Genomic DNA, 25,661 nt, shown 5'->3' with positions numbered 1-25,661 from the left:
GGGATCTCCGACGATGCGATGAGCGAGGTCCTCCCCTCCTCCCCGGAGGGGCTCCATTGCGGCCGGCCGTCCAGCTCGATGCGGACCTCGCTCGGGAACATGTCCTCCCCTCCTCCCCGGAGGGGCTCCATTGCGGCATGCACTCGGCGAGGGTGTCGAAGAGGTCGTGGACGGCGTCCTCCCCTCCTCCCCGGAGGGGCTCCATTGCGGCGCAGGGCGGCCGTTCCGCGTGTCGAGTGAGATCGCATGTCCTCCCCTCCTCCCCGGAGGGGCTCCATTGCGGCCCGGTGTGTCGAAGCTGCGGTGGATCACCTGTGGCGAGTCCTCCCCTCCTCCCCGGAGGGGCTCCATTGCGGCGCGGCTTGGTCGGGGTGAGGTCGGTGGTCGTGCCCCGTCCTCCCCTCCTCCCCGGAGGGGCTCCATTGCGGCACCGGGGCACCGTCGGGGCTTCCCACAAGCGCAACGGTCCTCCCCTCCTCCCCGGAGGGGCTCCATCGCGGCTGTAGGGCACGGCTCAATGCTCCGGCACGTTGTCTGCCCGTCCTCCCCTCCTCCCCGGAGGGGCTCCATTGCGGCAGCTTCCAGTACCCCACTGGGGAGTCCGCCAGCACCGGTCCTCCCCTCCTCCCCGGAGGGGCTCCATTGCGGCTTGCTTGACGTCGGCTCGGTTGGATGCGAGCAGTCGATGTCCTCCCCTCCTCCCCGGAGGGGCTCCATTGCGGCCCGGACCCGATCAGGCCACATGGGAATCGCTCTCGCCTGGTCCTCCCCTCCTCCCCGGAGGGGCTCCCATTGCGGCTACTGCCGAACGGTCACTCGCTCGGCTGGAACGGTCCTCCCCTCCTCCCCGGAGGGGCTCCATTGCGGCTACTGCCCGAACGGTCACTCGCTCGGCTGGAACGGTCCTCCCCTCCTCCCCGGAGGGGCTCCATTGCGGCTACTGCCCGAACGGTCACTCGCTCGGCTGGAACGGTCCTCCCCTCCTCCCCGGCGGGCTCCATTGCGGCTTCGACCTGACCCTACAGGGGGAGATGACTCTCACCCGGTCCTCCCCTCCTCCCCGGAGGGGCTCCATTGCGGCACGTCCCACCTCCTCGGTAGCCGTCATCCCGGAGCAGCCAAGTCCTCCCTCCTCCCCGGAGGGGCTCCATTGCGGCAGCGGTTCGGTCGCGTTGGTGATGTGGCGGCGGGTCTTGTCCTCCCCTCCTCCCCGGAGGGGCTCCATTGCGGCGGCGAAGTCGCCGAACGCATGACCGCCGGCGGTCTGCTGGTCCTCCCCTCCTCCCCGGAGGGGCTCCATTGCGGCAACCAGTCCCGTTCACTGGTCACGATCCCCCGGTACACGGTCCTCCCCCTCCTCCCCGGAGGGCTCCATTCGCCCTGAGCGCGATCTCGACGGCGGCGAGCGGCATGTGGGAGTCCTCCCCTCCTCCCCGGAGGGGCTCCATTGCGGCTTCGCTGGTGGGGGTGATCGAGACCGGTGATTTGGTCCTCCCCTCCTCCCCGGAGGGGCTCCATTGCGGCGTGTGCGGGCGACGCATCCGGCCTGGTGCGTCGACACGTCCTCCCCTCCTCCCGGAGGGGCTCCATCGCGGCATCTCGGCTCGTGCCAGGCGTTCCCACTAGTTCGAGAGGGTCCTCCCCTCCTCCCCGGAGGGGCTCCATTGCGGCGTCACCCGGCGCCGGCGGCGACAGCGCGCCAGTCGATGTCCTCCCCTCCTCCCCGGAGGGGCTCCATTGCGGCCGGCGTTGACCCCGGTCCACGCCCACGAGGGTGAAAGTCCTCCCCTCCTCCCCGGAGGGGCTCCATTGCGGCTGCGCTGACAGGCTCATGTCGCGCACCGTCGCCACCGGTCCTCCCTCCTCCCCGGAGGGGCTCCATTGCGGCGGTTCGGTTCACTGAGCACCCCTTTTGAGGAATCGTGTCCCCCCTCCTCCCCGGAGGGCTCCATTGCGGCGACCAGGGACCGTTCTGGACGAACCAGATGAGCCTCGCGTCCTCCCCTCCTCCCCGGAGGGGCTCCATTGCGGCACCTTGGTGAGGTCCTCGGTCGTGCCCCAACCCGATGAAGTCCTCCCTCCTCCCCGGAGGGGCTCCATCACGGCCGGCCGTCGACGGTGAAGCCCAGTCGGCCGAGGCAGCGGGTCCTCCCCTCCTCCCCGGGAGGGCTCCATTGCGGCGGGGTGGCACCAGCGGCAACGGGGGTGGCCTCCGTCGTCCTCCCCTCCTCCCCGGAGGGGCTCCATTGCGGCCCGTTCTGACGACCGACCAACAGCAGGATGGTGCGGAAGTCCTCCCCTCCTCCCCGGAGGGGCTCCATTGCGGCGCCTACGTCCGATGCTCGACCAGGACCGACCCCACGTGCGTCCTCCCCTCCTCCCGGAGGGGCTCCATTGCGGCGAGGATCGGGCGATCGGGTCATCTCCTTCTCGGCAGCCGTCCTCCCCCTCCTCCCGGAGGGGCTCCATTGCGGCAACCTCCCCTGCCCGAACCGTGGCACTGGAGCCACCGAGTCCTCCCCTCCTCCCCGGAGGGGCTCCATTGCGGCTACGGCGAGCTCATCGACCGGCGGGGCCGACTGTGGGAGGTCCTCCCCTCCTCCCCGGAGGGGCTCCAGTGGCCCGTCGCTGATGAGGAACGAATACGCCATCTCTCCCGGTCCTCCCCTCCTCCCCGGAGGGGCTCCATTGCGGCCGCATGCCGACGCTACCGCGTCTGCATGTCGGTCGGCTCGGTCCTCCCCTCCTCCCCGGAGGGGCTCCATCGCTGGCAGCCGCGGGTGGTGGAGGCTGGGGCCGCTGCCGCTCTGGTCCTCCCCTCCTCCCCGGAGGGGCTCCATTGCGGCAACAACCCACCCGCTGCTTCGGAATGCTCAGCAGCGGGTCCTCCCCTCCTCCCCGGAGGGGCTCCATTGCGGCTGGTTCTCCGGCTGCGCGGAGCCACCGAGATCGCTCGGTCCTCCCCTCCTCCCCGGAGGGGCTCCATTGCGGCAACACCGGCCCCGGCCGTGCCGAGCCTGACGTATCCGGTCCTCCCCTCCTCCCCGGAGGGGCTCCCATTGCGGCTGGCGGTCACCACGCCACCGGACTCCAACCTCGCGGATGTCCTCCCCTCCTCCCTGCAGGGGCTCCGTCGCGGCCGCATGGACGCTGGCGCTGCATTGGTCGGTCTGCTGGGTCCTCCCCTCCTCCCCGGAGGGGCTCCATTGCGGCTGCGCACGGTGGCCGCGAGGTCGGTCGCCGCCTGCCGCTCTGGTCCTCCCCTCCTCCCCGGAGGGGCTCCATTGCGGCCGGACCTTGCCGGCGCCGGTTCCGATCGGCATGGGCGAGGCCCTCCCTCCTCCCCGGAGGGGCTCCATTGCGGCGGACCCGCGATCCAGGTGCCCGCAGGATGGTTGCGGGGGTCCTCCCCTCCTCCCCGGAGGGGCTCCATTGCGGCATCGGTGGCACCGTCGGCGCTCGACGTCGACTGGTCGAGTCCTCCCTCCTCCCGGAGGGGCTCCATTGCGGCATCGGTGACACGTCGGCGACTCGACGTCGACTGGTCGAGTCCTCCCCTCCTCCCCGGAGGGGCTCCATTGCGGCGCTGATGGGCGACCGCCAGGCCGAACATCAGCAGTTCGTCCTCCCCTCCTCCCCGGAGGGGCTCCATTGCGGCAGGGACCCGAGCTAATGGCCCGGCTCCGATTCGAGTCCTCCCCTCCTCCCCGGAGGGGCTCCATTGCGGCGCGGCTGGCACGCAGGCGATGGAAACCCTCAAGGGCGTGTCCTCCCCTCCTCCCCGGAGGGGCTCCATTGCGGCACCCGCGTCCAAGGCCAGCGCACCGGGGCCACACCGTCCTCCCCTCCTCCCCGGAGGGGCTCCATTGCGGCACGTCGCCGGTGTTGGTGAACGGGATCTCGAAGGCCTGGTCCTCCCCTCCTCCCCGGAGGGGCTCCATTGCGGCGACGCGATGAACCCGCCGAACGGGTGGGGCAATCGGTGAGTCCTCCCCTCCTCCCCGGAGGGGCTCCATTGCGGCGAGATCCGGCGGGTTCGCGACCGACAGCGTCACTGAGGTCCTCCCCTCCTCCCCGGAGGGGCTCCATTGTGGCGGTGGTGCAGCTCCGCGGCAGCGCATGCGGTCAGTCTGCTCAGGTCCTCCCCTCCTCCCGGAGGGGCTCCCATTGCGGCAGTTGGCTGCAGTCGCGGGCAGCGCATGCGGTCAGTCTCTCGTCCTCCCCTCCTCCCCGGAGGGGCTCCATTGCGGCTCCACGAGGTCGGTGGGGATCTTGGTGACGCCCAGGTAGTCCTCCCCTCCTCCCCGGAGGGGCTCCATTGCGGCAACGCCTCGGAGGTGTTGCCACCGGCGGCGATGAACTCCTGGTCCTCCCCTCCTCCCCGGAGGGGCTCCATTGCGGCGCCTCCAGCGCCGCCCTGCATCTTGCCGGCCCGCTGCGTCCTCCCCTCCTCCCCGGAGGGGCTCCATTGCGGCCGGTCATGCGTCGATCTCCTGTTGCGAGCAGACTGAGGGGTCCTCCCCTCCTCCCCGGAGGGGCTCCATTGCGGCCCGTCGCTGATGAGGAACGAATACGCCATCTCTCCCGGTCCTCCCCTCCTCCCCGGAGGGGCTCCATTGCGGCGGCGTCACCGAGGAGAAGGCGTTCATGACCGGGGACGGGTCCTCCCCTCCTCCCCGGAGGGGCTCCATTGCGGCCGGCGTTCCCGACCGAGGCGAGTGAGGTGTCCTACGAGTCCTCCCCTCCTCCCCGGAGGGGCTCCATTGCGGCCGGCCGTCGACGGTGAACCCATCGGCGAGAGCAGCGGGTCCTCCCCTCCTCCCCGGAGGGGCTCCATTGCGGCGGTTCGGTTCACTGAGCACCCCTTTTGAGGAATCGTGTCCTCCCCTCCTCCCCGGAGGGGCTCCATTGCGGCGACCAGGGACCGTTCTGGACGAACCAGATGAGCCTCGCGTCCTCCCCTCCTCCCCGGAGGGGCTCCATTGCGGCACCTTGGTGAGGTCCTCGGTCGTGCCCCAACCGATGAAGTCCTCCCCTCCTCCCCGGAGGGGCTCCATTGCGGCTGGCCGTCGACACTCGGAACTGTCGGCGCGCGCCCGACACATCCTCCCCAGGAGGGTCTCCATCGCGGCCCCGGCTGAGTCGACACTTCGTCACGGACATACGGGGCGACTCAGCCTCGATGACGTAGGTCGTTCCACCGCCACCGCGACCCGTCCAGGAGCAACTCGGGGTCGCCCGTCCACAGCGTCGCATCTTCAGCGACAGCGAGCGCAGCGCCGAATGCATCGGCGTAGGCCATCGGGTGGTCAGCCTTCAGGCGGGCCGCGCCGAGCACGAGGCGCTCGTCTGGGAGTCGGACGTCGATCAGGTCGCGAAGGTCGCGCACGGCCTCCATGGCGTCGTCCTCGCCATGTGCACGACGTAGGACGTAGTGCACCTCTCCCAGGTTGATCCAGGACATCAGGGGCCGATCGTCATCGAGGAGATCGGAGACGAGGGTCGCGGCCGGCTCGGTGTTCTCGAGGTACCTGAGCACGGCCCAGGAGTCGAGGACGATCGTCATCGTGCAGCTTCTCGACGGCGATCGACCTCACGTTCCGCAGTCAGAGCATCGACGAGGGACGACCCTTCGAAACGGCCTCGCAGGGGCCGCCGATGGCTCGCCGGGCGAACCGCCACATGGTCACCGTGGCGCCAAAAGCTGACCTCGTCGCCCGGCTCGATCCCGAGCTCATCTCGCAGCTCCTTCGGGATGACGACCTGGCCCTTCGGACCGACACGGTGAGTCATACCAATAAGTATAACCCACTCGAGGCGCGCCTACCGTTGCGGCCGACTTCAGCCGAAGCCCAGTTCGGCAAATAGGTGAGATTGGGGTGGGTGAGTGAGTGGCACTGTCACACCTCTCGCGCACAATCAGTGTCATGGATGGGGCTGGGTTCGTGACGAGGGCGGTGGTGTTCGGGATCGACGTGTCACCGTCCGAGGAACGACTGCTCCGGTCCTACTGCGGGGCCCGGCGGTTCGCGTACAACTGGGTCCTCGCCACCGTGGCCGAGAACCTGGAGACTCGAAGAGCAGAGCGTGAGGCCGGTGTCTCCGACGACGAGCTGACACCCTCGGTGTCGTGGTCGTACTACTCCTTCACGAAGCTGTGGAACGGCGTGAAGGGCGAGGTGGCGCCGTGGTGGCGGGAAGTGTCGATGCACGCGTTCCGATCCGGGATCGACGATGCCGCGACAGCGCTCGACAACTGGTCGAAGTCGCGGTCCGGTCAGCGGCGTGGCCGTCGCGTTGGTTTCCCTCGGTTCAAGGCCCGCAACAAGTCGGTGCCGTCGGTGTCGTTCGTGGAGATCAACCACCAGCTGTCATGGCTCCACGAGAACCGCCACGCCATCCGGCTGATGCTGCCCCAGTCGACACCGGATCCGGCGGTGAAGCGTCGCCGTGGTGAGCTCGCCTGGTTGCACACAACCACATCCACGCGTCGGCTCTACAACTTGGTGGCCCAGGGTCGGGCGTCGATCCAGAAGGTGACGGTCGCCAAACGTGGTGGCCGGTGGCAAGCCAGTCTGCTGGTGCGCTATCAGCTCAAGTCGCGACCGACCGTGAAGCCCCGCAAGCACTACGGTGCCACGATCGGTGTGGATGCTGGTGTGAAGCACCTCGCCACCCTGTCCCGTCCCGTGCCCGGCCTCACCGATAGGTGTGGGCATGTCGCCAACCCGAAGGTTCTCAACAACCAGCTGCGACGGCTCGCCAAGCTCGACCGGGCGGTCGCCCGCTGCGAACGCGGCTCGAACAACCGACGACGTCTCCTGGATCGGCGAGCCAAGCTCCACGGTCGGATCACCAAGACTCGTGCCCTGGGTCTGCACCACCTGAGCAACTCCCTTGCCGGTGGGTTCGACACCGTCGCCATCGAAGACCTCAACCTTGCCGGCATGAGTAGCCGCAAACGCCGATTGGGTCGTGCGTTGGCGGATGTGTCGCTCGGTGAGCTGCGCCGCCAACTCGACTACAAGACCACCGACCACGGCACCATGCTGGTTCCGATCGGTCGTTTCTACCCGTCGTCGAAGACCTGTTCTGCCTGTGGGCTGGTGAAAGCCAAGCTGGCCCTCCATGAACGTGTCTTCAACTGCGACGACCCCAGCTGTGGTCTCGTCCTTGATCGGGACGTGAACGCGGCACGCAACATCGCTCGGGAAGCCGCACGGCTCCTCGAGCAGCAGCATGAACAGCAGTCTGTCGCCGGGCTACGACCGGAGACACGAAACGCCGAGCCGAGACCGCACAAGACCAGCCCAGCTCACGCTGGGATGGCAGCGGTCGCCCGAGGCCGGAACCAAGCAGCCCCACCAGCAACAGCTGACAGGGCGTAGGACTTGGACGGGACGCTGGCAACGGCGTCCAGTTCGACAACATAGGCAACAGATCCTGCCCACCCCGGATCTCACCTATTTGCCGAACCTAGCCGAAGCCGAACTCCTCGAGGATGGCGGCGAGCTCGAGCGGCCGGTCGCCCTGCACCGAGTGACCCGCCCCCTCGACGGTGACCACGCTCGCCCCCGGCAGGCGCCGGGTCAGCTCCTCGACACCCTCGTCGCGCACCATCGAACCCTTGGCACCACCACGGACCAGCAGGTACGGCGCGGCGATGCCGCTCAGCTCGTCCCACTGGTCGGGTGCCTCCACCGTCGGCGCACCAGAGCGATCACGCCGGTCGTAGCGCCACTGCCAGGATCCGTCGGGATTCCGTCTGGCGTTGTGGAGGATCCCGCGGCGCAGCGAGGCGACCGACCGGGTCGGGTTGTACTGCACGGTGCGGTCGAGGATCTCGGCGAAGCTCGCGAACGTCTGGGGCCCCGAGATGAAGTCGTGGATGTCCTTGGCGTCCTCAGCACGAGGATTCGGGGTGATGTCGACAGCGGCGATGCGACCCACGAGATCCGGTCGACGAGCAGCCACCGCGTTGGCCACCGCACCCCCCAGCGACATGCCGACGAGGAGCACCGGTTCGTCGACGAGCGCCTCGATGGCGGCGACGACGTCGTCGGCGAGCTGGTGAGGTCGGTACCCGAAGTCGTCGCGCCAACCCGAATGGCCGTGTCCGGGAAGGTCGATGGCCAGCGCCGGTCGGCCGAGGGCCAACAAGACGGTGTCCCAGGTGTGGGCGTTCTGGGCCGTGCCGTGGAGCAGCACCACCTCGATGGGCTCGGTCCCCCACCGCAGCGCGCTCACGCAGCGATCGCCGGCGACGGGGATCTCCACGCGCTCCACCGCCGGTGGACCGCTCCAGGCCAGCCCCACCTCCTCGGCGTTCTCGTGGAAGTAGGCGAACTCGTCGTACTCGAAGTCGTCGGCGGTCGGGTCGGTCGAGGCCATGGTGATCACCCCCGCCGGGCAGCATGGCACGCGTCGGGTCCCTCGCGACAAGCCCACACCCAGCCGGCGGTGAGCCGTGCGTGGGCTGCCGGCGAGCTCAGTCGCCGGCGAGCTCCTGGGCACGGTCGGCGGTGGCCTCGATCCCCTTGCGCAGCTTCTTGCCCGTGGCCTTGGCCTTCTTCTTGGTCGCCTTGGCCTCGGCCTTGGCCGCCTTGGCGGCCTTGCGGGCAGCTCGCCGGGTCCGGACCGTCGTCGAGGGCTTGTCCTTCTTGGCCGCCGCAGCGAGCCGCTTGGCGTCCTTGCGGGCGGCCTTCGACGCCCGCGCGAACTCCTTGCGGGCGGCCTTGGTCGTCGCCTCGACCTCGTCGCGCGACCGGGCCGCCACGGTGCCAGCCCGCCGGCGGAAGCGTCCGATCCCGACCCGAACGCCTCCCGCAGGTTCCGAGCGGCGCCGGCGACGTCGCGAGGCAGCCGCCTTGGCCTCCTTCAACAGGCGCCCCTCGGCATCGCGGGCGCGCTGGTCGGCGGCCGCGACCCGCTGGTCCGCGTCGATGCGGGCCTGCTGCTCCTTCTCGAGCTCCAGCTCCGCGAGCCGCGATGCGGTCTCGGCCTGTTGGAGCCGCTCCTTCTTCGACCGGAACGGCACCACACCCAAGGTCACCACCGACATGGTCTTGCGGATCGCTCCCATTTGACCTCCCATTGCCGTCGACGGTGTCGGTCTACCCCCGCGCCGGCAGAGTCAACCACCCGGGCTGCGATCGGATGGGGCCCACCTGTATCCTGTGCAGGCGATCACCAGGAGGTGCCCGATGGCCGAGCTCCGGCTCCCGTTCCCCCGTCCGACCTTCGAGAACCCCGCCGAGGAGCGCCTGCACCTCAAGCAGCGGCTCGCCGCCTCGTTCCGCCTCTTCGGCCGGTTCGGCTTCTCCGAAGGCGTCGCCGGACACATCACCGCCCGAGACCCCGAGCACCCCGATCGATTCTGGGTGAACCCGTTCGGCATGAGCTTCAGCCACATCCGCGTGTCGGACCTGATCTGTGTCGATCACGACGGCGAGGTCGTCGAAGGCGAGTACCACGTGAACCGCGCCGCGTTCGCGATCCACTCCCAGGTCCACGCCGCCCGACCCGACGTCGTCGCCGCCGCCCACGCCCACTCGGTGCACGGCAAGGCCTGGTCCTCCCTTGGTCGCACCCTCGACCCCATCACCCAGGACTCGTGCGCCTTCTACGACGACCACGTGCTCTTCGACGACTTCACCGGGGTGGTGCTCGACACCGAGGAAGGCAAGCGCATCGCCCACGCACTCGGCGACAAGAAGGCCGCCATCCTCCGCAACCACGGCAACCTCACCGTCGGCACGTCGGTCGACGAGGCCGCGTGGTGGTTCATCACCATGGAACGCACCTGTCAGGCCCAGTTGCTGGCCGAGGCAGCCGGGACGCCGGTGTCGATCGACGACGAGTCGGCTGCACTCACCCGAACCCAGGTGGGCACCGAGGGCGCGGGCTGGTTCAGCTTCCAGCCCCTCTACCAGTGGATCGCCAAGGCCGAACCCGACCTCTTCGACTGAGCCCGACCTCTTCGACTAACCCGGTGCGCTCCGGCCTCTAGCGCTCGTCGCCGACCGCGCGCCCGACCGGCAAGGTCGTGGCCACATCGGGCTCGGTCGCAGCGACCGACGGGCGAAGTTCGACGATCGCGGAGTCGACCTCGTCCTTGACGCTGCCGAGGGGCAAGATGTTGAGCACGCCCTGTCCCTGGCGCAACACGTCGAGGATCTCCTCGTCGCTGCGGACCAGCACGCTGGAGCCACGGATGACCAGGTTGGCGGTGACGATGTCCTCGCCGAGGTGCTCGCGCAAGAAGGTGAAGGCCTCACGCACCGACTCGAGACGGATGCCGGCGTCGAGCAGGCTCTTGATCACCTTCAGCTCGAGCAGGTCGCGGTAGGAGTACTGGCGGCGGCTGCCGCTGCCGTTGGCGTCGGCCAGCGAGGGCCGCACCAGGTCGGTGCGGGCCCAGTAGTCGAGCTGGCGATAGGTGATGCCGACGACCTCGGCGGCCTTGCGGCCGCTGAACCCGTGGGCGACAGCACTGTCTCGGGCGGACTGGGTCATGGTGAGCTCCCCGTCGGGATGTGGTGCCAGGCGCTGGCTTCCTCGGTGGCACAGATGTTCGACACCGGCGAAATTACGCCGGTGTCAGCCGAACCGAGCGTACGACGGCCCCGCTCACCCGTCAATGCCCACCGGGATCGGCCGAAGTCGCGGCTCAGGACGCGAAGTCGCCGGGGTCGACGCTGTCGATGAACTCACGGAACTGCTCCACCACGTCCTCGGGCTCTTCGGGCTCGGCCTCGACGAACCCGGCCTCGTCGAGCACCGCTTCCTCGGCGTGGATCGGTGTGGCCGTGCGGACCGCGAGCGCGATGGCGTCGGATGGCCTGGCCGAGATGACACGGGTGCCTTCGGCCAGGCTCAGGTGCAGGTCGGCGTAGAACACGCTGTCGCGCAGCTCGGTGACGACCACCTGCACGAGGGTGGCTCCCATCTCGTCGAGCACGATCTTCAACAGGTCGTGGGTGAGCGGACGCCGCGGCTCGAGCCCTTCGAGGGCGACCGCGATGGCGGTGGCCTCGGGCCCGCCGATCCAGATGGAGAGCATGCGCTGCTGCCCCTCGGTCTCGCGGAGCACGACCATGGGTTGGTTCGAAGGGACTTCGACTCGAACGCCGATCAGCTCCATCTCCACCATGACTCGACCCTATCCCGATGGCGGCCGGTCTTCACTCGTTTCGCCGCGAATCGCGCCCGCCGGTCCGAGCGGGAGCGGTCAGGGACTACCCAGGTACTCGCGGAGCGCGTGGTGCAACATGGCCGCACGCAGGCCCTCCCCCAGCTCGGCCAGCTCACCCAGGGTCTCGACCGCCTGTTGGCGGGACGACGGGTGCCGCTGCTTCAGCAGCGGCATCACCACCTGCTGGAAGAACGATGCCTCGCGCTCGGCAGCCACCTTGTACATCCGCAGGTGACGACCCTCGACGCCGTGGCGGAAGAACCCGGCAGCCAGCCGGGCCACCCCCAACGCCGACTCGTCATAGAGCACGGTGGGGCCGATGGTGCGCCCCGACAACAGGCCGAAGCGCTCGAGGTCGGCGACCTCGGCCGGGCTGATGCCCGCCGCTTCGGCCAGCTCGTCGCGACTGAGGGCGACCGATGCCGACCCCGGATCGAGTGGAGCGGTGCGGACCGCGTCGCGGGCGGCTCGGGCTGCACCGCGTCCACGGTCGGAATCGGCCGCGTCGGTCCCCGATGCGGAGTTGGTCCCGCCCCCGGTGCCGCTGCCAGTGGGTGCAGGCAGGTCGAGCTCGGTGTTCGCGGGAGGATCCGGGGAGCCGACGTGACCGGCACCGTCGGAGACCTCGTCGAGCTCGCCGCGCTCGAGTCGCTCCTTGATCACCTTGAGCGGCAAGAAGTTCTCGCGCTGTTGCACCAGGATCCACCGCAGGCGAGCGATGTCGGCCTCGTAGAACTTGCGATAGCCAGACGGGGTCCGCTCGGGATCGATGAGTCCCTGACTCTCGAGGAAGCGGATCTTGGAGATCGTGATGTCCGGGAACTCGTCCTGGAGCAGACTCAGCACCTCGCCGATCGACAGGTGGCCCCGATTGGCGTCGGCTGCTTCGCTCACTCGTCGCGGCTTCCTGTGTCACTGGCGACGAACATCAGCTTGAACTTGCCCACCTGGATGAGATCGCCATCGTGCAAGGGCCCCCGGTCGACCCGTTCACGGTTGAGGTAGGTGCCGTTGAGCGAGCCGACGTCGACGACCTCGTAGCCATCGCTGGTGCGGCGGATCTCGGCGTGACGACGCGACACGGTGACATCGTCGAGGAACACACGGCTGTCCGGATGCCGACCGAGGCTGGTCACCGGATGATCGAGCACATAGCGCGAGCCGGCGTTGGGCCCCCGCCTGACCAACAACATGCCGGTGCCCGGCTCGATCTCGGCCTCGTCGAAGACGTGCTCCTCGTCGACCGGTGGGAACTCGTCGACCGGGATCGCCTCGGTGCTGTGCTCGTCGTCGCGATCGGTGAGGGGCGACCCGCACGAGGAGCAGTAGTTCGCTCCCAACGGGTTCGGGTGCCCGCAGGCTCCGCACACGACGTCGGACACCGCTCAGCCCTCGACGAGCGAACGATAGGCAGCGGCGTCGAGCAGGTCGTCGACCGCGGCGGGATCGGCCGGTTCGATCACCGCGATCCACCCGTCGCCGTACGGGTCGTCGTTGAGCCGCTCGGGGTGGTCGCCCAAGTCGGCGTTGACCTCGGCGATGGTGCCGGCCACGGGTGCATAGATGTCGGACACCGACTTGGTCGACTCGACCTCGCTGAACGACTCGCCGGCGGTGACGCTGCGTCCCGTATCAGGGAGCTCGACGAAGACGACGTCGCCCAGGGCGTCCTGGGCGTAGTCGGTGATGCCGAGCCGGAGCCGGCCGTCTTCGACGCGCACCCATTCGTGATCTGTCGAGTACCGGAGATCGTCGGGGATGTTCATCGACGAAACGCTACAAGACATCGAGGCGCCTGGCGACCGGCGCCGAGCAACGTCCCAACCTCGACCAGAGGTTGAGGTTTGGCTCAGCTCGGCTGGCCGCGGCGAGCGGCGCGACCCTCCGACAGCGCGCTCCTCGCCGCGGGCAGATAGCCCCACGCCGCGTAGTAGGCGATCGCCAGGCCAGGCGCACCGCACGCCCACGCCAGCCACCACGAGGCATCGGCCAGGGACCAGTCAGCACCGGAGACGAGGAAGAGCGGGAAGCTGATCATCAACAGGAACGTGCCGGTCTTGCCCCACCAGGTGACGTCGATCCGTCGGGCACCGAGCGCCCCCAGGGCCAGGGCCAGGACCGACACCACGCCCTCGCGGGCGAGGGTGAGCCCCGCGAACCACCAGGGAACGTGGCCCGCGACCGCGATGGCCAGCACCGCCACGAGCAACATGATCCGATCGGCGGTGGGGTCGAGGATCTTGCCGATCTCGGAGACCTGGCCGAACCGTCGCGCGATGTATCCGTCGACCCAGTCGGTGACACCGAGGAAGGCCAGGAGCACTCCCGCGGCCAGGGGAGCGTCGAGCCCGAACAGCAGCCACAGAAAGACCGGTACGCAGCCGAGCCGGCCCACCGACACGAGGTTGGGGACCGTGAGCAGACCGGCATCGGAATCATCGGACGACTTCGGCACGGCGCCACTCTACGATCTGGGCATGGCCACCATCTTCACCCGCATCATCGAAGGCGAGCTCCCGGGACGATTCGTCTGGCGCGACGACACGTGCGTGGCGTTCATGTCGATCGCCCCGCTGCAACCCGGCCACACCCTCGTGGTTCCCATCGTCGAGGTCGACCACTGGATCGATCTCGACCCGACCACGGCCACCCACCTGATGGGCGTGTCCCAGACGATCGGCCAGGCGATCCAGCGGGCCTTCGAGCCGGCCAAGGTGGGGCTCATGCTGGCCGGGCTCGAGGTGCCCCACACCCACATCCACCTGGTGCCGATCCGTGGCGTGCACGACCTGGACTTCGCCAACGCCGACACCGACGCCAGCGGGGAGGACATGGACGCGGCCGCCGAACGGATCCGCACCGAACTGCGTGCCGCCGGCGCCGCCCACGTGGCCGACTGATCTCCGATCACCCCCATCAGGGGTCGGCACGCTCCGAACGGAGGAAGAGCCGCACCCCGTGTCGTTGGTAGGTGAGCTCGAAGCCCTGCTCCTCGACCGCCCGCACCACCCCCCGCAGGCGGAACTGGTTCCAGGCACCGGTGACGGTCTCGTCGAGCAGCAGCGCATCAACCCCGGCAGTGAGCTCTCGACCGCCGATGTCGGCCCGGTCCTCGGCCACCACCAGCACCTCGCGCGACGCGAGATCGGCCAGCGCAGGTCTGGTGGCCCGCACCCGATCGTCGGACTCGACGATCTCGATGGCGTCGAGGCGGGCCTGATCGGCCAGGCTGCGGCCGCCCCACCCCCATGGTTCGTGGTAGGGCGACGCGGGCGCGTCGTGGATGAAGAACACCGCGGCCGCCAGGGTGAGCGCTCCAAGGAGGCGCCGGTCGACGGTGATGCGCTCGATGTTGCGCCGGCCCAGACGGGCGAGCGCGAACGGCAGCGCCAGGAACACGAACACCAGCAGTGGCACCAGATTGGCCGCACCCTCGGGACCGGTCGTGGCGACATCGGCCACGAAGATGGTGGCGACGACCGGCGCGATCGGGAGCAGGTACCGGGGAGCGAGCAGCGGCAGGAAGGCCACCGGAGCGAACACCGCCACCAGGGCGGCGAAGTTCGCTCGCTCCACGAGATCGGCCGCGACGCCGAGCGGATCGGTGAGCATCCCCCACATCACGTCGGGGAGCGTGGTGCCGTAGGGAGCGAAGGCCTCGGCGTGCACGAACGAGCCGTCGCCGAACGCGGGTTGGATCAACAGGATCGAGACGAGGGTCCACACCACTCCCCCGAGGATGAACCGTGGTGCCTGCCGGGTGCGGGTGTCGATGATCAGGACCACCCCGATGGCGGCCACCACCAGCCCCAGATCGGCCCGCATCGAGACCGCGGCCACACAGAAGAGCGTCGCCCACCACCAGTGGCCACGGAACCCGGCGTAGGCCCCCGCGAGCAGGAGCGGAACCGCCAGCACCTCGGGATGGAAGTCGGCGAGGTTGAGCTGGTGCATCGGCGGATAGAGGGCATAGGCGGTCACCGCTGCGCCGGCAGCACCCGCTCGGAGACTGCACACCTTGCGGCACAGGCGCCAGATGGGGATGGTGCCGAGGGCCAGCGCCGCCGACTGCACCACCAACAGGAAGGGGATGGCGGCCACGACGTGGGTGCCCTGGGCCAACAGCGCGTAGCCGAACGCCCCCTCACGCTCGAAGAGATTCGTGCCGGTGAGGGTGAGCTCGGGGTCGTGACCGCTGGTGAGGTAGAAGGCTCCCTGGACCCACCGGGCGAGCTCGGCCCCGTTGCCCAGGTTCCGGGCCTGGGCCAGGGACAGCGCCACCAGGACCACGAACAGACCGATCGCGGCACTGATCGGCAGCACCCGGTCGGCCCACGCACCGTCGAGGCGAGCCTGCCAGCGCAGCAGCTGGTAGTCGAGCTTGCGCCGAAGCGCCTTGGTGGGGATCACCCGCCCGTGGCCTCGTCATCTCGGGGCTCGTCGCCGATCGCGACCGGCTCGACCAGATGCGCGCCGTGGTTCCGGGTGTTGTTCACCTCGGTGCTGACCGGATGGAACGAGATCAGCTGGGGTGGGGCCGGGACCAGGAACCGACCGAGGAGATCGGGGTCGTCCACCTGTGGGTCGAGCCAGGTCGACCAGGCGTCGGGTGCGAGCATCACCGGCATGCGGTCGTGGATCTCGGCCATCTTCTCGTTGGCCGGGCCGGTGAGGATCGTGCACGTGCGAAGGGGCTCGTCCTCGCGGTCGGGGCCGCGCCAGGTCTCCCACAGCCCGGCGAAGGCGAAGGGTTCGCCGTCGGGGCGGTGGACGAACCACGGTTGCTTCTTCTTCTGGCCTTCGGGACGGGTCCACTCGTAGAAGCCGTCGGCGGGAACGATGCAGCGCTGGCGACGGAAGGCCTTCTTGAACGCGTTCTTCTCGGCCACCGTCTCGGCGCGAGCGTTGATCATGCGGTTGCCGATGCTGAGATCCTTCGCCCAGAAAGGAACCAGTCCCCACCGGGCGAGGTCGAGCCGTCGAGCCTCGCCGTCGGCGAAGACGGTCCAGACCGCACGGGTGGGTGCAACGTTGTACTCGGGATCGAGCAGCTCCTCGGCGGTGAGGGTCGCGCCGAAGTAGCTCGCCAGCTGATCGGCCGGGGTCGAGGACACGTACCGTCCGCACATGCTGCGCGACGCTATCGGTCGCCGTGGCCCCGGTGGGTGAGTCCTGCGCCACGCCTGGTGAGAGGGGTCGCGCCGGGCCCGTGGTCAGCCGCCGAGGTAGGGGGCCAGCACGTCGCGAACCCTGGCGCCCGCCGCGGTGCCGTGTTCCGCGGCGGCATCGGCTGCGCTCTTCGCCGCGATCCGAGCGGCCGCATCCCGCGTCCCGTCCATCAGATGCGCGACCTCGAGGGCACCTTCCACCACCCCGATCGCGGCGGCGGTGACGTCGGCCCCCGCCGCGGCCGCATCGACCACCGCAGCGCGCCCCGCCGACTCGATCACGGCCTCGTCGACCAGGTGGGCCTGGCGGACACTCGAGATCATCGAACCCTTCGCCGCGTTGTGCACCGAATCGGCGGTCGTGGCCGCGAGCTCACCCGGGCGGGGCAGCGTCACCTCCGCTCCCCGCTGATGACGCCGAGCCAGCACCGCGGTGGCCGCAGCCGCCACCGCGCTCACCCCGGCGCCGATGAGGCGTGGTCGGCCCCGGAGTCGTTGCGCCAGCGTGGTCAGGACTCGTCGGATCTCGCGCATGGCGGCCATCGGCTCTCCCAGCTCCCGGATGCTCACAGCACCATAGCGATGCCGTAGGCCAGCGCGACGACGAAGGGAAGCACCATGGCCCAGCGGATGGTCGTGTTCGGGTCGTGGGTCAGGCGGCCGAGATGAACCGGATCGGTGTGGAACGATGCCACCAACGCCCGGCGTGGCAACCGCCAGGCCAGGACCGCCGCCCCGGTCAGACCGAGCACGATGATCACTCCCGAGCCGGTGACCTGATCGACCCGGTCGAGCACCGGAAGCCCGCCCACCGTCAGGCCCATGTCGGTGAAGCTCAGTGCCGACGGTGTACCGAGGACCACGATGGTCCCCGCCGTGAGCTGGGCGGCACGGCGCCGGCTGAGCCGGAGCTGATCGCGCACGGTCGACATCACCACGATCGATGCCCCCATGCACGAGGTGAAGGCGGCCACGAACAGCAGCACGAAGAACGCGATCGCCAGCAACGCGCCACCCCTGACCTCGGCGAAGGCCTGCGGGAAGGCGGTGAACGACAGCTCGCTGCCGGTGTCGGGAGCGATGCCGAAGGTGAAGACGATACCGAACACCATCAGGCCCGAGACGAACGCGATTCCAGCGTTGGTCAACGCGATGATCGCGGTCGAGCGCAACAGCTTGGTTCCGGCCGGGACGAAGCTGCCGTAGGCGATGAGGATCCCCTGGCCCAGGCCGATCGAGTAGAAGGCCTGACCGGCCGCGGCCCGCCAGGTGGCGGCATCGGCCAGCGCCGCGCCGTCGACGCCGAAGTAGAACGACCGTGCCTCGCCTGCGCCGTCGAGGGTCTGGGAGTACACGGTCAGCCCCACGACGACGACCACCAGCATGGGCAACAGCACCAGGCTTGCTCGTTCGATGGCGCTGACATCGCGCAGGAGCAGGCGGTAGACCCCGAAGCCCACGAGCAGGAAGAGCCACAACGACGTGTACCCCTCGGTGAACTCGGTGAAGGTCACCAGGTCGCCACGGAACGCATCGACGGCATAGCCGAGCGTCCAGCCCGTGACCACCAGGTAGTAGCTCATGATCGCCACGGTCATCGCGATCACCGCCCAGCCGAGGACCGCGCCGGCACCACCGGCTGCCCTCCGGAACAGCCCTACCGGCGAGCGCCGAGCGAGGTTCCCGGCGCCGCTCTCGAGGGCGGCGAGGGGGATACCGATCACCACCACACATACGAGGTAGGCGAGGAGGAACGAGCCGCCCCCATGCTGACCGGCCATGTAGGGGAACCGCCAGATGTTTCCCAGCCCCACCACTCCGGCGATGGCGGCGAACACGTAGGCCCGCTCGGAGCGCCACACGGGGCGCGGATACAGCGCCGCATCGGTGATCGCCGACAGCACGCTGCCGGTCTGTGCATCTCCCGACTCGCCCCGTGCCATGGCGCTCGACCCTAGCGGCACCCGCCAGCACCCGACCCGGGTAGGGACCGGTGCCCCACATGCTGCGCCGGCCTATCGCCCGAGGAGGCGGTCGAGGGCGCCGAGGAACCGCCTGGCGACGGGCTCCGGGGCGTACTCCGTTCGCAACGGCTCGACCTGGCGCATCGCACGCTGGGTCGCGGCCGCCGGATCGGCCCGGATCTCGCGAAGCATCGCCACTGCTCGATCGAGGTCCGGCTGGGCCCAGCCGGACCCGGACTCACCCCAGTCGCGCAGGCCGGTGGGGACGGACCTGGCGGGCACGAGCCACGACGAGGCCCGGTCGAGGTAGAGCGGCGGGGCTCCCCAGTCGGTGACGACCACCGGGGTACCCGACATCGCTGCATCGAACGCGCCCAGATCCCAGCCTTCGCCGTGGGAGAGACCGAGGAAGCAGTCCCCGCGCTGGTGCAGACCCCCGAGCTCCGACTCGGTCAGGAACCGGTCGATGATGCGGATCTCGGGGGTGGGCCCCAGCCGGCCCATGACCTTCGCCATGGCGAACCACGTGCGGTCCCCGACCGCCGACGGTGCGTCGACGTCCACCTGTCCGGGAAACACCTCGGGCCCGGTCTTGAGGACGAAGGCGACGGTGTCGTCGTCGGGGTCGAACGCACGAGCGAACGCCTCCATGGCCAGCCACGGTGCCTTGCGGGGAGACCAGGCTGCGACCGTGTAGACGACGAACCGTCCGGCGAGATCGTCGAGCCACGCCACCTCGTCGATCGTGTCGGGGCGAGCGACGTGTGGGACGACCTCGATCGGGGCGGTGACGCCGCCACGACGGAACGTCTCCGCGTTCCACTCGGTGGGGACGATCACCCCGTCGCAACGGTTCAGCAGCTCCGGCCAGTGGCTCTGGATGTGCTCGGATTCCCAGACGGTGTGGCAGATGAGCGCCGCATCGCCCCGGAACTGCTGTGCCGCGGGGATGATCTCCGGTGTCGCATGCAGCACCAACGCGTCGAACCGGCGCTGCCCCCTGCGGTGGTGTTCGAGATCCGGGACCGATCCCCGCCTCGATGGCTGGAAGCGGGGATCGGTCCCGGCGAACTCGATCGGTGTCCACCGCACGGCCAACCCGTGCCCGAGCAGGGCGAGGACGAGGCGTTGCGCGGCCACGCCGTATCCCGACGCGTACCCGTGGCCCCAGTAGTCGATCGTCGGATGCACCGCTGGGTCGCTCAGAACAGCCCGTGGTCGGGCAGGAACGGCCGAGCCGCGACCGCGAGCGGTGTCGCCGCGGACCTGATGTGGTTCTCGGTGGCGGCGGCGGCGGAGAAGCGGGCGAAGTCGGTCCGGTCCTGCTCCCACCAGAGATGGGCGCAGAGATGGACCGAGAACGTCTCGTCGAGCTGTGCCGGCACCAGAGGCCGTTCGAGCAGATCCGCCATGCCCGAGGGGGTGTGGGCGAAGGGAGCGAAGCTCGATTGCGGTTCGATGTGGATGTCGCCTGGCTTCTCGGCGGCCAGCTTCGTGGCCAGGCCGCACGAGTGTGCCGACCAGCTGCCGTCCATGGCATCGATGATCCGTTCTCGCCACTCGACGATGAAGGGCGCATCGGGCTGTGCCATGACGAGCGCGTTCGACAACGAAGCGACCGCCATGCCGGTCTCGGGGTCGCCCACGTCGGCCTCCCGGCCGATGACGGCATCCGCTTGCCAGAGATCGTCCCGCACCGGTCGGACGAAGATCGTGTCGATGTCGGCGTACATCCCGCCGTGCTCGGCGAGGACGTCGAGCCGGACCACGTCGCTGTGATGCGCGTAGCGGTACCGGGCGACGAAGTCGTCGAGGGGGACCATCTCCACGGCGTGGATCAGTTGGATCCGGTGCAGCTCGACCAGGGGGCGGGCCAGGTCCCAGTAGATGCCATAGGGAAGCTGGTCGAGGTGCAACATGATGATGTCCGGCTGCACGACGCGCCGGCACGACTCGATGGCGAGGTAGTGGAGCAGATGGAACGGCTCGTCCTGTTGGCGCAACCCGAACACGAAGTGGACGATGCGGGTGGTCATGATGGCTGGATGGTCTCCATGGCACCGACATCATGACAGCGCTACCGACGATCGTCGTCGTCTCACCCATCGAGCCGTCGAGCACGGGCAACGGCCTCGCCATGAGGGTCGAGACCATGGTCGCCGCCGCCGCCCAGGACCATCTGGTCGAGCTGATCGTCGTTCCCGTGGCCGGACGGCCACCCGTCGTGCGGACCGACGTCGTCGTGGCCAACCGCCACGACGTCTCGCTCCCGTCTCCGCGCCAGCCTTCGACGTTGGTGGGGTGGTTGGGCTCGCAGCGCTGGCGCGACCGGCTGTCAGCCGCGGCCCCGCTGCCCGATCCGGTGGCGCGGACACCCCTCGCCGACGCCGACGCACTGGCAACACATCTGGCCGCTCTCGCCCCCGTCGCGGTGCTGGCGTGTCGACTCACCACGGCGATGTTCGCTCTCCGGATCGCCGAGGCGTTGGACCTGCCGCTGCTGATCGACCTCGACGACGACGACGAGGACCTCGCTCGATCCCTAGAAGACGAGGAGAGCGCCGACGGCTGGCACCGCCTCGCAGCGCTGATCCTTGCCAGCGCCGCGACGAGCTTCGCGGCCAGCGACCGCGTCGCCCGAGCGATCACCGCCCGCCACGACCTCGACCAGCCGGTCGTCGTCGTGGCCAACCCCGCACCGGTCCCGTCGAGACCGATCGCCCCACCACCCGGGGACCGGCGACTCCTGATGATGGCCAACTTCGGCTACGAACCGAACGCCGAAGGCGCTCGATGGTTCGTCGACGAGGTCATGGCCGGACTGGACGGCCGGTGGACCTGCGACCTCGTCGGTGCCGGGAGCTCCGAGGTGTCGGGCATCGACGTCGCCGGCGTCCGCTCCTGGGGTCACGTCGACGACGTCTCGGTGCACTACGAGGCATGCGACGTGGTCGTGGTGCCGATCCTTCACGGCTCCGGCACCCGGATCAAGGTGTTGGAGGCGTTCGCCCACCACCGGCCCGTCGTCGCGACCACCGTGGCGGTGGATGGCCTCGCCCTGATCGAGGACGTGCACGCCATGCTGGCCGACGACGCGGCATCGTTCGCCGCGGCGATCCAACGATGCGAGGACCCCGAGCACACCGCACCGCTGGTCGCGGCCGCCGCTCTCCTCACGTCGAGGGCCTACGATCGAGGGGTGATCACGCGCGAGGCAGCCCGTCACGTCCGACAGGCCGGCGCCGGGTCACCGACCACCGGCCCACGAGAGGAACGAAGTTGAGCCAGGAGACACCGAGCCCCCTGCCTGAGGCTCGCAGCGACGTCGAGGTGTTCGAGACTGCGGACGGGCTCGTCATCTACGACCCCGACGGCGACCGGGCGCATCACCTCAACCCGTCGGCATCGCTCATCTTCTTCCTGTGCACCGGCCAGGTCGATCACACGGAGATGGCCCGCCACCTGGCCGGTGCGTTCGAGCTCGACGCGCCACCGCTGGACGAGGTTGCGCAGTGCCTGGCGACCCTTCGAACCGAAGGGCTGCTTCGCTGACCCGTTCTGCACCCATCGAGGTCGAGCTGCTCTGGCACCGGTTCGAGGTGCACGTCGACGACGCCCCCGCTCGCGACGCCCTGCAGGCGATCCGTCTCGGCGCCGTCCAGGACCTCGATCCGCAGATCACGTGTGTGCTCGAGGTCGTCGGCGCGCCCGGCACCTACCGCGTCCACGACAACGGCGACCTGTTGGCCACCGCACCGAGCACGAACGAGGTGGTCGGCATCGTCCTCGAACGGATGCAGCGGCGTGCCTTCGAGCTGGCGGCACTGAAGAGCTGGCTCCGCATCCACGGCGCGGTGCTGACTATCGGCGATCGGCGGGTGGCCGCCATCGGAGCGTCCGGGTCCGGCAAGACGACCCTGAGCGTCGCAGCACTCGCTGCTGGTCACCAGGTCGAAGCCGACGAGAGCTTCCTGTTCGCCGGTGGTGTCGCCATCGCTGTGCCTCGTCGCTTCCACATCGAGCACGGCACCTTCGACCTCGTGCCCGAGGCGCGCTCCTGGGCGGTCGACGCGCCGATGCTCTCAACGGATCCTCCCGTGGTGGCGCTCGACCCCAGCGAGGTCGGGCACGGGTGGCACACCCGCTCCGGACCGCTCGACGCCGTCGTGATCATCGGCACCGGACCGGACCACGATCTTCGGGCGCTCGACACATCGACGGCGCTCCCCCTCCTCATGAGCCAGGCCCTCCCGACGATCGAGACCAGGGCCGCGGTGGCCAGCCACATCGCCGGGCTCCTGCGCACCACGCCCGTCCACGCCATCGGCGGGCGACACCGTCTCGACCCGCAGGCGCTGCTCGAGGTGCTTGCCGGTGTACCGGTCCACCGGTAGTCTTCGTTGCACACGCTGGCGGGCAGCACTCCGGAGGATCGAGATGGCAGACACCCCAACACCTTCGGACGGCTCGTCGGAGCTGTTCGACCAGCTACCGCCCAGCCGGCGCACCTTCGTCAAGCGGGTCGCCATCGGTGCCGCCTTCGCCACCCCGGTCGTGTCCTCGTTCTCCATGAGCGGCATCAACTCGGTGTACGCCCAGACCGGCGGCAGTCCCAACCAGCCGAACGGCAGCCCCAGCCAGTCGAACGGTGACTTCTAGCCCACCTCATCGGTGATCTCGAGATCCCCGTGCGCCTGAGCGCGGCCCTGATCGTCCGCGACGAAGCACAACGCCTCCCCGACTGCCTCAGCTCGATCCGTGCGGTCGTCGACGAGATCGTCGTGGTCGACACCGGCTCGGTCGACGACACAGTCCAGATCGCCGAATCCTTTGATGCCCTGGTCCTGCACCGGCCCTGGGACGACAGCTTCTCGGCACCGCGCAACCTCGGCCTCGACCACGTCACCGGCGACTGGGTGCTCTACATCGACGCCGACGAGCGCCTGGCCCCCACCAGCCGGGACCACATCGAGGCCCAGCTCGCCGACCCCGACGACCGCCACATCGCCATGCGGCTCCGGCTCAGGGCCCGCGCCGACTTCTCGCCCGCCTGGGAGTACCGGTTGTGGCGGAACCGTCCCGAGATCCGCTTCGAGGGCGTGATCCACGAGACGGTCGTGCCCGCGATCCACCAACTGGCCGCCGCCGAGGGCACCACCATCGGAGAGGCCGACCTGCTCCTGTTGCACGAAGGCTACGAGGGCGACCTCACCGCCAAGCACCACCGCAACATCCCCATGCTCGAACGCCAGATCGGCAACGACCCCGACCGCACCTACCTCTGGGACGAGCTCGGTCGGGCCCGGCACGCGCTCGGCGAGGTCGACGCGGCCAAGGAAGCGTGGCGTCACGCCGTCGGCATCGTGCGCCGCCGCGGCGTGCAGCAGCCACCGGACTGTCTCTGCTTCGTCGATCTCATCGTGGCGTGCGCTGCCGACGGCGCGCCCGAACCCGACCTCGTCGCCGAGGCCGATGAGCTGTTCGCCGACAACCCGCTCGTCATGTGGGCCGGTGCCGTCGACGCCGGCGCCCGCCAGGACCACCAGACAGTGATCGACCGCGTCGACCGGCTGCTCGCCATCGATCCCGACACGACCGCCAGGTCGCTCATGGTGCACGTGCGGGTAACCGGCGACTGGGCCCTGCACGCTCGCGGCATGGCCCGGTTCCAGCTGGGCGATCTCCGTGGAGCAGCCACCGACTTCGCGGCCGCCGAGGCCCTCGATCCGGCCAACGCCGAGTACCGCACCAAACGACTGCTGGCGGAGTCGGTCGCCGCGCGGTCCTGAGGACCGGCGCACGGACACCACGAGAGGCGGCCCCGGTGTGGAGCCGCCCCGTGGTTGGTCGGGCTGGCGGGATTCGAACCCACGACCTTCGGTCCCCCAGACCGACGCGCTAACCAAGCTGCGCCACAGCCCGTGAGCCCGTCACTCTAGCCCCTCCGGAGCGGTCCCCGATCCAGATGAACGGACCGCCGGAGGGAGCGTTCAGAACCAGGACCGCAGCACCCACAGCAGCCCTTCGACCAGGCGCCAGCCGAGGTAGACCACCACTCCGACGACCATGACCCAGAAGTGCCACGGTGCCTTGGCCGACTCGGCGTGGTCGACCCCGACGGTGCCGGAGGGACCCGGTGCCGCAGGCCCGTCGACCGGCCGGCCACACGAGGGACACGTGCCGTCGGCGTGGATCGTGTTGGGGTTCAGGAAGCGATCACACCGCTCGCACCAGGGCACGTGAGAACCGCTCAGGCGCGGCGTATCGCCAGGATGGCCACATCGTCCTCGATGGGTCCGTCGGAGAAGTCCCTGGCCGATTCGAGCAGGGTCTTGCACAACACGTCGGGGGCGGCACCCGGGTCGCGGCGGATGATCGTCGCCACCCGGTCCTCGCCGAAGAGGGCATCGCCGCTGCGGGCTTCGGCCAGACCGTCGGTGTAGAGCACGGCCATGTCTCCCTCGACCATCGGGATCTCGCGCGAGAAGTAGGTGCCGGTGGGATCGAGCATGAGCAACGGACCGGTCGCCCGCAGGGGGCTGACCTCCCGCTCGTGCCACAGCCACGCCGGCGGGTGTCCGGCCGAGGCGAAGCGCAGCGTTCCGGCCTCGGTGTCGAAGACGATCACGCACAGCGAGATGAACTCCTCGCCCCGGTCCATGGCCGCCATCTGGGTGTTGAGCTCTTCCATGGCCTGGGCGGGATCGCGGTACTGGCGCAGGAAGGTGCGCAGCAGGTACTTGGCCTGGAACGCGGTGATCGAGGGCTCGATCCCGTGCCCGGTGACGTCGCCGATCACCGCCGCCACCCTGGTCTTGGCCACACGGAACAGGTCGTAGAAGTCGCCGGCCATCAGTCCGGTGCCGGCCTGGTAGACCCGGCCGACGTCGAAGCCGGTCACGTCGGGCAGATCCTCGGGCGCCAGCCGGTCGGCCCAACGCCGGGGCGCCGAATCCTCCTGGTCGAGCACCTCCTGGGCACGCCGTTCGAGCTCGAGGCGGTTCTGCGCCAACTTGGCGTCGGGGATGAAACCCCGGCCGATGACGAGGGTCACGCCGATCGGCACGAGGAACAGGACGAACACCACGCCGGGTGTGGAGTCGAGGAACGAGGCGACGGCCGCAGCGAGCGCGATGGAGCCGTAGAGACCGGCGGTGTGGAGGTCCTTGCGGTAGTCGGACCGGGCCAGCTCCCTGGCCTCGGGGTCGACCGAGTTGCGCCGGACGCGCTGGAGCACCCGGGACCGGTGGGACGCGGACCGTCCCCAGATAACCGCCGCCAAGAACGCGGCGATCGCGACGACCGCCAGCAGGGCATCCTCCATGAGGGTCCCGA

General features: G+C 69.5%; 25 protein-coding genes, 1 tRNA gene and 1 CRISPR repeat array (1 of these 27 running past the window's edge). Of the genes, 8 read left to right on the top strand and 18 right to left on the bottom strand.

Going from position 1 to position 25,661, the window contains the following annotated elements; translation table 11 throughout:
* Nucleotides 1-5,132: direct repeats of the CRISPR family, unit length 28 nt; unit sequence CCCCTCCTCCCCGGAGGGGCTCCATTGC; it reaches 422 nt to the left of the window's first position.
* A 41-nt stretch (nt 5,133-5,173) separates the two neighbouring features.
* Entirely contained in the window at nt 5,174-5,566 is a 393-nt protein-coding gene (locus U5K29_02115; GenBank protein MDZ7677328.1) for a type II toxin-antitoxin system VapC family toxin, read from the bottom strand.
* 361 nt (nt 5,567-5,927) lie between these two features.
* Between U5K29_02115 and tnpB the strand changes: the two genes are divergently transcribed.
* Entirely contained in the window at nt 5,928-7,388 is a 1,461-nt protein-coding gene (gene tnpB / locus U5K29_02110) for an IS607 family element RNA-guided endonuclease TnpB (GenBank protein MDZ7677327.1), read from the top strand.
* 88 nt (nt 7,389-7,476) lie between these two features.
* Here the strand turns inward: tnpB and U5K29_02105 are convergent, their stop codons facing one another.
* Both U5K29_02105 and U5K29_02100 read right to left on the bottom strand, forming a co-directional pair.
* Complete coding sequence (locus U5K29_02105) at nt 7,477-8,391, bottom strand: alpha/beta hydrolase (protein ID MDZ7677326.1); 915 nt, start codon at nt 8,389-8,391, stop codon at nt 7,477-7,479.
* 97 nt (nt 8,392-8,488) lie between these two features.
* On the bottom strand, nt 8,489-9,082 hold the full coding sequence (locus U5K29_02100) for a hypothetical protein (GenBank protein MDZ7677325.1): 594 nt from the start codon (nt 9,080-9,082) through the stop codon (nt 8,489-8,491).
* Nucleotides 9,083-9,203: 121 nt separating this feature from the next.
* Between U5K29_02100 and U5K29_02095 the strand changes: the two genes are divergently transcribed.
* Nucleotides 9,204-9,968: a class II aldolase/adducin family protein gene (locus tag U5K29_02095; GenBank protein ID MDZ7677324.1), complete on the top strand. Its 765-nt coding sequence runs from the start codon at nt 9,204-9,206 to the stop codon at nt 9,966-9,968.
* Between the two features lie 37 nt (nt 9,969-10,005).
* Here the strand turns inward: U5K29_02095 and U5K29_02090 are convergent, their stop codons facing one another.
* The 6 genes from U5K29_02090 to U5K29_02065 form a co-directional block, all read right to left on the bottom strand.
* Nucleotides 10,006-10,515, bottom strand: a complete 510-nt coding sequence (locus U5K29_02090; GenBank protein MDZ7677323.1) for a MerR family transcriptional regulator — start codon at nt 10,513-10,515, stop codon at nt 10,006-10,008.
* Nucleotides 10,516-10,669: 154 nt separating this feature from the next.
* Nucleotides 10,670-11,152 carry a bifunctional nuclease family protein gene (locus tag U5K29_02085; protein MDZ7677322.1) on the bottom strand — a complete coding sequence of 161 codons (483 nt, stop codon included), beginning with the start codon at nt 11,150-11,152 and terminating at the stop codon, nt 10,670-10,672.
* A 78-nt stretch (nt 11,153-11,230) separates the two neighbouring features.
* The gene (locus U5K29_02080) at nt 11,231-12,088 is read right to left on the bottom strand and encodes a MerR family DNA-binding transcriptional regulator (protein MDZ7677321.1); all 858 of its coding nucleotides are present in this window, start codon (nt 12,086-12,088) and stop codon (nt 11,231-11,233) included.
* Nucleotides 12,085-12,576, bottom strand: coding sequence for an FHA domain-containing protein (locus U5K29_02075; protein ID MDZ7677320.1), 492 nt, complete (start codon nt 12,574-12,576; stop codon nt 12,085-12,087). Before U5K29_02075 ends, U5K29_02080 begins: the two co-directional genes overlap by 4 nt.
* Before the next feature lie 3 nt (nt 12,577-12,579).
* The gene (gene gcvH, locus U5K29_02070) at nt 12,580-12,960 is read right to left on the bottom strand and encodes a glycine cleavage system protein GcvH (GenBank protein MDZ7677319.1); all 381 of its coding nucleotides are present in this window, start codon (nt 12,958-12,960) and stop codon (nt 12,580-12,582) included.
* 83 nt (nt 12,961-13,043) lie between these two features.
* On the bottom strand, nt 13,044-13,649 hold the full coding sequence (locus U5K29_02065; protein ID MDZ7677318.1) for a CDP-alcohol phosphatidyltransferase family protein: 606 nt from the start codon (nt 13,647-13,649) through the stop codon (nt 13,044-13,046).
* A 22-nt stretch (nt 13,650-13,671) separates the two neighbouring features.
* Here U5K29_02065 and U5K29_02060 point away from each other — a divergent pair, with 22 nt between their 5' ends.
* A complete protein-coding gene (locus U5K29_02060) occupies nt 13,672-14,094 on the top strand; it encodes an HIT family protein (protein MDZ7677317.1) in 423 nt (140 codons plus the stop codon).
* Nucleotides 14,095-14,110: 16 nt separating this feature from the next.
* Here the strand turns inward: U5K29_02060 and U5K29_02055 are convergent, their stop codons facing one another.
* The 6 genes from U5K29_02055 to U5K29_02030 form a co-directional block, all read right to left on the bottom strand.
* Entirely contained in the window at nt 14,111-15,604 is a 1,494-nt protein-coding gene (locus U5K29_02055; protein ID MDZ7677316.1) for a DUF2079 domain-containing protein, read from the bottom strand.
* Nucleotides 15,601-16,323: an SOS response-associated peptidase gene (locus U5K29_02050; protein MDZ7677315.1), complete on the bottom strand. Its 723-nt coding sequence runs from the start codon at nt 16,321-16,323 to the stop codon at nt 15,601-15,603. Before U5K29_02050 ends, U5K29_02055 begins: the two co-directional genes overlap by 4 nt.
* A gap of 84 nt (nt 16,324-16,407) precedes the next feature.
* Nucleotides 16,408-16,905 (bottom strand): hypothetical protein, encoded by a 498-nt coding sequence (locus tag U5K29_02045; GenBank protein ID MDZ7677314.1) that lies wholly within the window; start codon nt 16,903-16,905, stop codon nt 16,408-16,410.
* A gap of 23 nt (nt 16,906-16,928) precedes the next feature.
* Complete coding sequence (locus U5K29_02040; GenBank protein ID MDZ7677313.1) at nt 16,929-18,305, bottom strand: sodium-dependent transporter; 1,377 nt, start codon at nt 18,303-18,305, stop codon at nt 16,929-16,931.
* A gap of 72 nt (nt 18,306-18,377) precedes the next feature.
* The gene (locus U5K29_02035; protein ID MDZ7677312.1) at nt 18,378-19,517 is read right to left on the bottom strand and encodes a glycosyltransferase; all 1,140 of its coding nucleotides are present in this window, start codon (nt 19,515-19,517) and stop codon (nt 18,378-18,380) included.
* Nucleotides 19,518-19,528: 11 nt separating this feature from the next.
* Entirely contained in the window at nt 19,529-20,362 is an 834-nt protein-coding gene (locus tag U5K29_02030; GenBank protein ID MDZ7677311.1) for a glycosyltransferase, read from the bottom strand.
* A gap of 32 nt (nt 20,363-20,394) precedes the next feature.
* On the opposite strand from U5K29_02030, the gene U5K29_02025 reads away from it, so the two are divergent.
* Genes U5K29_02025 through U5K29_02005 form a run of 5 tightly spaced genes read left to right on the top strand, consistent with a single transcriptional unit; the run spans nt 20,395 to nt 24,115 of the window.
* Complete coding sequence (locus tag U5K29_02025) at nt 20,395-21,609, top strand: glycosyltransferase family 4 protein (protein ID MDZ7677310.1); 1,215 nt, start codon at nt 20,395-20,397, stop codon at nt 21,607-21,609.
* Complete coding sequence (locus tag U5K29_02020) at nt 21,606-21,878, top strand: PqqD family peptide modification chaperone (GenBank protein MDZ7677309.1); 273 nt, start codon at nt 21,606-21,608, stop codon at nt 21,876-21,878. The genes U5K29_02025 and U5K29_02020 overlap by 4 nt, the downstream gene beginning before the upstream one ends.
* A complete protein-coding gene (locus U5K29_02015; GenBank protein ID MDZ7677308.1) occupies nt 21,839-22,720 on the top strand; it encodes a hypothetical protein in 882 nt (293 codons plus the stop codon). The genes U5K29_02020 and U5K29_02015 overlap by 40 nt, the downstream gene beginning before the upstream one ends.
* Nucleotides 22,721-22,763: 43 nt before the next feature.
* Entirely contained in the window at nt 22,764-22,985 is a 222-nt protein-coding gene (locus U5K29_02010) for a hypothetical protein (protein MDZ7677307.1), read from the top strand.
* A gap of 29 nt (nt 22,986-23,014) precedes the next feature.
* Nucleotides 23,015-24,115, top strand: coding sequence for a glycosyltransferase family 2 protein (locus U5K29_02005; protein MDZ7677306.1), 1,101 nt, complete (start codon nt 23,015-23,017; stop codon nt 24,113-24,115).
* A 55-nt stretch (nt 24,116-24,170) separates the two neighbouring features.
* Here U5K29_02005 and U5K29_02000 read toward each other — a convergent pair.
* The 3 genes from U5K29_02000 to U5K29_01990 form a co-directional block, all read right to left on the bottom strand.
* Nucleotides 24,171-24,248: transfer RNA gene (locus U5K29_02000), tRNA-Pro, on the bottom strand.
* 68 nt (nt 24,249-24,316) lie between these two features.
* On the bottom strand, nt 24,317-24,565 hold the full coding sequence (locus U5K29_01995; protein ID MDZ7677305.1) for a hypothetical protein: 249 nt from the start codon (nt 24,563-24,565) through the stop codon (nt 24,317-24,319).
* Between the two features lie 11 nt (nt 24,566-24,576).
* Nucleotides 24,577-25,650, bottom strand: a complete 1,074-nt coding sequence (locus U5K29_01990; protein ID MDZ7677304.1) for a PP2C family protein-serine/threonine phosphatase — start codon at nt 25,648-25,650, stop codon at nt 24,577-24,579.
* Between the last annotated feature and the right edge of the window lie 11 nt (nt 25,651-25,661).

It is taken from the genome of Acidimicrobiales bacterium, from assembly GCA_034521975.1.
Classification (GTDB): Bacteria; Actinomycetota; Acidimicrobiia; order Acidimicrobiales; family SKKL01; genus SKKL01.
This window is presented reverse-complemented; position numbering and strand designations above follow the sequence as displayed.

What these genes read in the sequence shown, in the direction of transcription:
- U5K29_02115 (MDZ7677328.1), bottom strand. Translation starts at nt 5,566, where the DNA reads ATGACGATCGTCCTCGACTCCTGGGCCGTGCTCAGGTACCTCGAGAAC.
- tnpB (MDZ7677327.1), top strand. Translation starts at nt 5,928, where the DNA reads ATGGATGGGGCTGGGTTCGTGACGAGGGCGGTGGTGTTCGGGATCGAC.
- U5K29_02105 (MDZ7677326.1), bottom strand. Translation starts at nt 8,391, where the DNA reads ATGGCCTCGACCGACCCGACCGCCGACGACTTCGAGTACGACGAGTTC.
- U5K29_02100 (MDZ7677325.1), bottom strand. Translation starts at nt 9,082, where the DNA reads ATGGGAGCGATCCGCAAGACCATGTCGGTGGTGACCTTGGGTGTGGTG.
- U5K29_02095 (MDZ7677324.1), top strand. Translation starts at nt 9,204, where the DNA reads ATGGCCGAGCTCCGGCTCCCGTTCCCCCGTCCGACCTTCGAGAACCCC.
- U5K29_02090 (MDZ7677323.1), bottom strand. Translation starts at nt 10,515, where the DNA reads ATGACCCAGTCCGCCCGAGACAGTGCTGTCGCCCACGGGTTCAGCGGC.
- U5K29_02085 (MDZ7677322.1), bottom strand. Translation starts at nt 11,152, where the DNA reads ATGGTGGAGATGGAGCTGATCGGCGTTCGAGTCGAAGTCCCTTCGAAC.
- gcvH (MDZ7677319.1), bottom strand. Translation starts at nt 12,960, where the DNA reads ATGAACATCCCCGACGATCTCCGGTACTCGACAGATCACGAATGGGTG.
- U5K29_02060 (MDZ7677317.1), top strand. Translation starts at nt 13,672, where the DNA reads ATGGCCACCATCTTCACCCGCATCATCGAAGGCGAGCTCCCGGGACGA.
- U5K29_02050 (MDZ7677315.1), bottom strand. Translation starts at nt 16,323, where the DNA reads ATGTGCGGACGGTACGTGTCCTCGACCCCGGCCGATCAGCTGGCGAGC.
- U5K29_02045 (MDZ7677314.1), bottom strand. Translation starts at nt 16,905, where the DNA reads ATGGCCGCCATGCGCGAGATCCGACGAGTCCTGACCACGCTGGCGCAA.
- U5K29_02040 (MDZ7677313.1), bottom strand. Translation starts at nt 18,305, where the DNA reads ATGGCACGGGGCGAGTCGGGAGATGCACAGACCGGCAGCGTGCTGTCG.
- U5K29_02030 (MDZ7677311.1), bottom strand. Translation starts at nt 20,362, where the DNA reads ATGACCACCCGCATCGTCCACTTCGTGTTCGGGTTGCGCCAACAGGAC.
- U5K29_02025 (MDZ7677310.1), top strand. Translation starts at nt 20,395, where the DNA reads ATGACAGCGCTACCGACGATCGTCGTCGTCTCACCCATCGAGCCGTCG.
- U5K29_02010 (MDZ7677307.1), top strand. Translation starts at nt 22,764, where the DNA reads ATGGCAGACACCCCAACACCTTCGGACGGCTCGTCGGAGCTGTTCGAC.
- U5K29_01990 (MDZ7677304.1), bottom strand. Translation starts at nt 25,650, where the DNA reads ATGGAGGATGCCCTGCTGGCGGTCGTCGCGATCGCCGCGTTCTTGGCG.